This is a genomic window from Stenotrophomonas sp. 2YAF22 (assembly GCF_052114665.1).
GTDB classification, from domain to species: Bacteria; Pseudomonadota; Gammaproteobacteria; order Xanthomonadales; family Xanthomonadaceae; genus Stenotrophomonas; species Stenotrophomonas indicatrix.
Map to the genome: position 1 here is coordinate 1 of NZ_JBFRFE010000152.1, position 7,649 is coordinate 7,649.

The following is a 7,649-nucleotide window of genomic DNA, read 5'->3' on the forward strand; positions in this document are numbered from 1 at the left end:
GTCCGTGACGGCATGGAAGAGCGCTTCGGCGACGTCCTGGTTCCGACCGAGGAAGTGATCGAAATGCGCGCCGGCCAGAAGCGCCGTTCCGAGCGCAAGTTCTTCCCGGGTTACGTGCTGGTCCAGATCGAGACCCACGAAGAAGCTGGCATTCCGCGCATCGACAACGAAAGCTGGCATCTGGTCAAGGAAACCCCGCGCGTCATGGGCTTCATCGGCGGAACCGCTGATCGCCCGCTGCCGATCGCCGATTCCGAGGCCGAGGCGATTCTGAACCGTGTCCAGGAAGGCGTCGAGAAGCCGCGTCCGAAGGTGCTGTTCGAGCCGGGCCAGATGGTCCGCGTCACCGAGGGTCCGTTCAACGACTTCAACGGTGTCGTCGAAGAGGTCAACTACGAGAAGAGCCGTCTGCGCGTCTCGGTGCTGATCTTCGGTCGCGCCACTCCGGTCGAACTCGAGTTCGGTCAGGTCGAAAAGGCCGTCTGATCTGTATTCACATGCCGCTTCAGGCATGTGAAGAAAAAACCTGATATGCTGCGCGGCTCCCGTTGGGAAGCTGGCGGGACGAGGCCACCGAAAGGTGGCCTTCGGCATGATTTCAAAACGCGATGCCGGGACGCGTGATTCCCGGTCCGATGGGGAGCCTGTTGTCGCAAGGCGCTAGCACCCGGAGAGTACTCACATGGCAAAGAAAGTTGTCGGTTATATCAAGCTGCAGGTGAAGGCCGGTCAGGCCAACCCCTCGCCGCCGGTCGGTCCTGCGCTGGGTCAGCGCGGCCTGAACATCATGGAATTCTGCAAGGCCTTCAATGCCGCCACGCAGAAGCTCGAGCCGGGTCTGCCGGTTCCGGTGATCATCACGGCCTATTCGGACCGTACGTTCACCTTCATCACCAAGAGCACCCCGGCCACCACCCTGCTGAAGAAGGCCGCTGGCATCTCGTCGGGCTCCAAGCGCCCGAACACCGAGAAGGTCGGCAAGGTCACCCGTAAGCAGCTGGAAGAGATCGCCAAGGCGAAGGAACCGGATCTGACTGCCGCCGACCTGGACGCCGCCGTGCGTACCATCGCTGGCTCTGCCCGTTCCATGGGCCTCGTGGTGGAGGGTTAATCAGATGGCACAGAACAAGCGCGAAAAGGCCATCAAGGCCGCCGTTGTCCCGGGTAAGGCGTATGCCTTCGAGGACGCAATCAACATCCTGAAGACCGCCACCAAGGCCAAGTTCGTCGAGTCGATCGACGTTGCTGTGCGCCTGGGCGTCGACGCGAAGAAGTCCGACCAGCAGGTTCGTGGTTCCACCGTGCTGCCGGCTGGTACCGGCAAGTCGGTCCGCGTCGCTGTCTTCGCTCCGGCCGGTGCCAAGGCTGATGAAGCCCTGGCCGCTGGCGCCGAAGCCGTCGGTATGGACGACCTGGCCGAGAAGATGCAGGCCGGCGATCTGAACTACGACGTCGTGATCGCGACCCCGGACGCAATGCGCGTCGTCGGCAAGCTGGGTACCGTGCTGGGCCCGCGCGGCCTGATGCCGAACCCGAAGGTCGGCACCGTCTCCCCGAACCCGGGTGAGGCTGTGAAGAATGCCAAGTCGGGTCAGGTGCGTTACCGCACCGACAAGGCCGGCATCATCCACTGCACCATCGGCAAGGCCGACTTCGCCGAAGACGCGCTGAAGTCGAACCTGACCGCGCTGCTGCTGGACCTGATCAAGGCCAAGCCGGCTACCTCGAAGGGCCTGTACCTGCAGAAGGTGTCGGTCAGCTCGACGATGGGCCCGGGCGTCACCGTCGACCAGTCGTCGCTGTCGCTGAAGTAATTGTTTGAGACGGTCACGGGTCCCTCGGGCTCCGTGACCGTGACATTTGAAGGCATCGCCGGCAACCCATCGCCGGTGGTAGCCGTCAAAGACCGCAGGTGCGGTCGTGGCATGTCGGCGACGGGCACGGAAGCTCGAATTGGCAGGGAGTCGCCGCCGAAGCAGCCATGACCGCTTAATCGATTCCCCGGAATCACCCTGCGTAGATGGTGCCCTTCTGGAGTTTTTCTGGTTCACGCACGTCTGGGATTTCCCAGGTTGGCCCACTCCAGGTCTAGAACGGCCCACCCCCGGAACATCATTCCGATGTTCCCGGCGTCCAGGACGGATGCTGCACAGGACCGCACACGGCAGGAGCCGTAAGCGGAGTTCAATTGGAGGAGTGCAATGGCTCTCAATCTGTCCCAGAAGCAAGAAGTAGTCGCGGAGCTGGCAGAAATTGCTGGTAAGGCACACTCCTTGATCGCAGCCGAATACGCTGGCACCACGGTCGCTCAGATGACCGCGATGCGTAAGCAGGCGCGTGAAACCGGCGTTTTCTTGAAAGTTGTCAAGAACACCCTGGCGTCGCGTGCTGTTGAAGGCACCGAGTTCGCAGTCGCACAGGACCAGATGGTTGGTCCGCTGCTGTACGCGTTCTCGCTCGAGGAGCCCGGTGCTGCCGGTCGCCTGATCAAGGATGCCGCCAAGGGCAACGACAAGCTGAAGGCCAAGGTCGTCGCAATCGGTGGTGAAGTGTTCCCGGCAAGCCATGTCGACGTGTTGGCCTCGCTGCCGACCCGCGACCAGGCCCTGGCAATGCTGGCCCGCGTCCTGACCGAGCCGGTCACGATGTTCGCCCGCGCCATCAAGGCAATCGGCGACAAGCAGAATGGTGGCGACGTCGCCGCCGACGCTGCTGAACCGGCCGCCGAGACCGCCTGAGTTTCGACTAATCGTGGTTCCTGACGGAACCTCAATCCAGAAAAACATCCAAAGGTAATTATCATGTCCCTTACCAACGAACAGATCGTCGACGCCATCGCCGAGAAGTCCCTGATGGAAGTGATGGAGCTGGTCAAGGCCATCGAAGAGAAGTTCGGCGTCTCCGCCGCTGCTCCGGTCGCCGCTGCTGTGGCTGGCCCGGCTGCCGTCGTTGAAGAGCAGACCGAATTCGTCGTCACCCTGAAGACCGCTGGCGACAAGAAGGTCGAAGTCATCAAGGCCGTCCGCGCCATCACCGGCCTGGGCCTGAAGGAAGCGAAGGACCTGGCCGAAGCCGGCGGCGTCCTGAAGGACAACGCTTCGAAGGACGAAGCCGAGAAGATGAAGAAGGACCTGGAAGCTGCTGGCGCGACTGTCGAAGTCAAGTAAGCACTTCCTTTGCGTCGCCATCGAAATCCGGCGATGCAGCCAAGGCTGGGGGCGTAAGCCCCCGGCCTTTGGTCGTTGTTGTAGGGCCGACCAATCGTGGCGCGGTTCTACGGAAATACGGTGAAAAGCCCAACACGGGCTGCGGTCAAACCCTGGTCGGCCAGCGCTACGCGCGGCGGCGGGGGAGTGGATGCAGACGAGTTGGCAGTTGGAAGTAGCGGGAGAAGGCGTGCTGGTGCCGGCAATACCAGCGACTTCCAACTGACAATTTCAAGTTCCCTTCGGGTCGTGGGCGCACGACTCGCACAACAAGGTGGAAGACCTCATGACGTCCTATTCGTTCACCGAAAAAAAGCGTATCCGCAAGGATTTCGGCAAGCAGCGTTCGATTCTCGAAGTGCCGTTCCTGCTCGCCATCCAGGTGGATTCCTACCGTGAATTCCTGCAGGAAAACGTCGATCCGGCCAAGCGCACGGACCACGGCCTGCACGCTGCACTGAAGTCGGTCTTCCCGATCGCCAGCTACAGCGGCAATGCCGCCCTGGAATACGTCGGCTACAAGCTGGGCGATCCGGTCTTCGACGAGCGTGAGTGCCGTCAGCGTGGCATGAGCTACGGTGCGCCGCTGCGCGTGACCGTGCGCCTGGTGATCTACGACCGCGAGTCGTCGACCAAGGCCATCAAGTACGTGAAGGAGCAGGAGGTCTACCTCGGCGAAATCCCGCTGATGACCGACAACGGCACCTTCATCGTCAACGGCACCGAGCGCGTCATCGTCTCGCAGCTGCACCGCTCGCCGGGCGTGTTCTTCGATCACGACCGTGGCAAGACCCACAGCTCGGGCAAGCTGCTGTACAGCGCCCGCATCATTCCTTACCGCGGCTCCTGGCTGGACTTCGAGTTCGACCCGAAGGACGCGCTGTTCACCCGTATCGACCGTCGCCGCAAGCTGCCGGTGTCGATCCTGCTGCGTGCGCTGGGCTACAGCAACGAAGAGATGCTGGCCGAGTTCTTCGAGATCAACACCTTCCACATCAACCCGGATGAAGGCGTCCAGCTGGAGCTGGTGCCGGAGCGCCTGCGCGGCGAAACCCTGGGCTTCGACCTCGCCGACGGCGACAAGGTCATCGTGGAAGCCGGCAAGCGCATCACCGCGCGCCACATCAAGCAGCTGGAAGCCTCGGGCATCGCCGCCCTGGCCGTGCCGGACGACTACATCGTCGGCCGCATCCTGTCGCACGACGTGGTCGATGCCTCGACTGGCGAACTGCTGGCCCAGGCCAACGACGAAATCACCGACGAGCAGCTGCAGAACTTCCGCAAGGCCGGCGTCGATGCCGTGGGCACCCTGTGGGTGAACGACCTGGATCGTGGCCCGTACCTGTCCAACACCCTGCGCATCGATCCGACCAAGACCCAGCTGGAAGCCCTGGTCGAGATCTACCGCATGATGCGTCCGGGCGAGCCGCCGACCAAGGATGCCGCGCAGAACCTGTTCCACAACCTGTTCTTCACCTTCGAGCGCTACGACCTGTCGGCCGTCGGTCGCATGAAGTTCAACCGTCGCGTGGGCCGCAAGGAAACCACCGGCGAAGCGGTGCTGTACGACCGCAAGTACTACGGCGAGCGCAACGACGAAGAGTCCAAGCGCCTGGTTGCCGCCCACGGTGACAGCTCGGACATCCTGGACGTGATCAAGGTCCTGACCGAGATCCGCAACGGTCGCGGCGTGGTCGATGACATCGATCACCTGGGCAACCGTCGCGTGCGTTCGGTCGGTGAAATGGCCGAGAACGTGTTCCGCGTGGGCCTGGTCCGCGTCGAGCGCGCGGTCAAGGAACGCCTGTCGATGGCAGAGTCGGAAGGCCTGACCCCGCAGGAGCTGATCAACGCCAAGCCGGTGGCTGCGGCGATCAAGGAATTCTTCGGCTCCTCGCAGCTGTCGCAGTTCATGGATCAGAACAACCCGCTGTCGGAAGTCACGCACAAGCGCCGCGTCTCGGCCCTGGGCCCGGGCGGCCTGACTCGTGAGCGCGCCGGCTTCGAAGTGCGCGACGTGCACCCGACCCATTACGGCCGCGTCTGCACCATCGAAACCCCGGAAGGCCCGAACATCGGCCTGATCAACTCGCTGGCCGTGTACGCCCGCACCAACCAGTACGGTTTCCTCGAGACCCCGTACCGCAAGGTCGTGGACGGCAAGGTCTTCGACGAAGTCGAGTTCCTGTCGGCCATCGAAGAAAACGAGTACGTCATCGCCCAGGCAAACGCCCTGACCGATGCCAACAGCGTGCTGACCGAGCAGTTCGTCCCCTGCCGTTACCAGGGCGAATCGCTGCTGAAGCCGCCGGCGGAAGTCCACTTCATGGACGTCTCGCCGATGCAGACCGTGTCGATCGCGGCTGCGCTGGTTCCGTTCCTGGAGCACGATGACGCCAACCGCGCACTGATGGGCGCGAACATGCAGCGTCAGGCCGTGCCGACCCTGCGTGCGCAGAAGCCGCTGGTCGGTACCGGCATCGAGCGCGCCGTGGCGCGTGACTCGGGTGTGACCGTGAACGCCCGTCGTGGTGGCGAGATCGTGCAGATCGACGCCGCCCGCATCGTGGTCAAGGTCAACGAAGCCGAGATCACCGATGCGTCCGATGCCGGCGTCGACATCTACAACCTGATCAAGTACACCCGTTCCAACCAGAACACCTGCATCAACCAGCGTCCGCTGGTGGAAGTGGGCAACGTGGTGGCGCGTGGCGACGTGCTGGCCGATGGTCCGTCCACCGACATCGGTGAACTGGCCCTGGGCCAGAACATGCTGATCGCCTTCATGCCGTGGAACGGCTACAACTTCGAAGACTCCATCCTGCTCTCCGAGCGCGTGGTGGAAGAGGATCGCTACACCACGATCCACATCGAAGAGCTGACCTGCGTTGCGCGTGACACCAAGCTGGGGCCGGAGGAAATCTCGGCCGACATCCCGAACGTTTCCGAGCAGGCGCTGAACCGCCTGGACGAGAGCGGCGTGGTGTACATCGGTGCCGAAGTCCGCGCYGGCGACATCATGGTCGGCAAGGTCACCCCGAAGGGCGAAAGCCAGCTGACCCCGGAAGAGAAGCTGCTGCGCGCGATCTTCGGTGAGAAGGCTTCGGACGTGAAGGACAGCTCGCTGCGCGTGCCGCCGGGCATGGACGGCACCGTCATCGACGTGCAGGTCTTCACCCGCGACGGCATCGAGAAGGACAAGCGCGCCCGTCAGATCGAAGAGTCTGAAATCAAGCGCGTCAAGAAGGACTTCGACGACCAGTTCCGCATCCTGGAAGCAGCCATCTATGCCCGTCTGCGTTCGCAGATCGTCGGCAAGGTGGTCAACGGCGGCGCCGGCCTGAAGAAGGGCGACGTTGTCTCCGACGCCTACCTGGATGGCCTGAAGAAGGCCGACTGGTTCGTGCTGCGCATGAAGGACGAGGACGCTGCCGAAGCCATCGAACGCGCACAGAAGCAGATCCAGGCGCACGAGAAGGAATTCGAGCGTCGCTTCGCCGACAAGCGCGGCAAGATCACCGCGGGCGACGATCTGGCTCCGGGCGTGCTGAAGATGGTCAAGGTGTTCCTGGCCGTGAAGCGCCGCATCCAGCCGGGCGACAAGATGGCAGGCCGCCACGGCAACAAGGGTGTGGTCTCCAACGTGGTGCCGGTCGAGGACATGCCGTACATGGCCTCGGGCGAAACCGTGGACATCGTGCTGAACCCGCTGGGCGTGCCGTCGCGTATGAACATCGGGCAGATCCTGGAAGTGCACCTGGGCTGGGCCGCCAAGGGTCTGGGTCGCAAGATCCAGGCAATGCTGGAAGCCCAGGCCGCGGTCGCCGACCTGCGCAAGTTCCTGGACGACATCTACAACCACGATGACACCAACGTGGCCAACCGTGTCGACCTGTCGCAGTTCAGCGACGAGGAACTGCTGCGCCTGGCCCGCAACCTGTTCGACGGCGTGCCGATGGCAACGCCGGTGTTCGACGGTGCCACCGAAGCGGAAATCAAGCGCATGCTGGAACTGGCCGACCTGCCGAGCAGTGGCCAGACCCAGCTGTATGACGGCCGCACCGGTGAAGCCTTCGATCGCCACACCACCGTTGGCTACATGCACTACCTGAAGCTGAACCACCTGGTCGACGACAAGATGCACGCCCGTTCGACCGGTCCGTACTCGCTCGTCACCCAGCAGCCGCTGGGCGGCAAGGCGCAGTTCGGCGGCCAGCGCTTCGGTGAAATGGAAGTCTGGGCGCTGGAAGCCTACGGCGCGGCCTACACCCTGCAGGAAATGCTGACGGTGAAGTCCGATGACGTGCAGGGCCGCAACCAGATGTACAAGAACATCGTCGACGGTGAGCACGAGATGGTCGCGGGCATGCCGGAATCCTTCAACGTCCTGGTGAAGGAAATCCGCTCGCTGGCCATCAACATGGAACTGGAAGACAACTGATC

6 protein-coding genes are annotated in these 7,649 nt (G+C 63.0%); all 6 read left to right on the forward strand.

Annotated features, from left to right (window positions below; translation table 11 throughout):
- Positions 1-486 (forward strand): transcription termination/antitermination protein NusG (gene nusG, locus AB4Y84_RS08275; protein WP_442249980.1); only part of this gene is annotated, 486 nt, incomplete at its 5' end.
- 196 nt (positions 487-682) lie between these two features.
- Positions 683-1,111 (forward strand): 50S ribosomal protein L11, encoded by a 429-nt coding sequence (gene rplK / locus AB4Y84_RS08280; RefSeq protein ID WP_004145248.1) that lies wholly within the window; start codon positions 683-685, stop codon positions 1,109-1,111.
- Positions 1,112-1,115: 4 nt separating this feature from the next.
- On the forward strand, positions 1,116-1,814 hold the full coding sequence (rplA, locus tag AB4Y84_RS08285; protein WP_089238989.1) for a 50S ribosomal protein L1: 699 nt from the start codon (positions 1,116-1,118) through the stop codon (positions 1,812-1,814).
- A 387-nt stretch (positions 1,815-2,201) separates the two neighbouring features.
- Complete coding sequence (rplJ, locus tag AB4Y84_RS08290; protein WP_223494313.1) at positions 2,202-2,738, forward strand: 50S ribosomal protein L10; 537 nt, start codon at positions 2,202-2,204, stop codon at positions 2,736-2,738.
- Between the two features lie 63 nt (positions 2,739-2,801).
- Entirely contained in the window at positions 2,802-3,167 is a 366-nt protein-coding gene (rplL, locus tag AB4Y84_RS08295; protein WP_025879347.1) for a 50S ribosomal protein L7/L12, read from the forward strand.
- Between the two features lie 325 nt (positions 3,168-3,492).
- The gene (rpoB, locus tag AB4Y84_RS08300; protein WP_312785444.1) at positions 3,493-7,647 is read left to right on the forward strand and encodes a DNA-directed RNA polymerase subunit beta; all 4,155 of its coding nucleotides are present in this window, start codon (positions 3,493-3,495) and stop codon (positions 7,645-7,647) included.
- Positions 7,648-7,649: the final 2 nt, after the last annotated feature.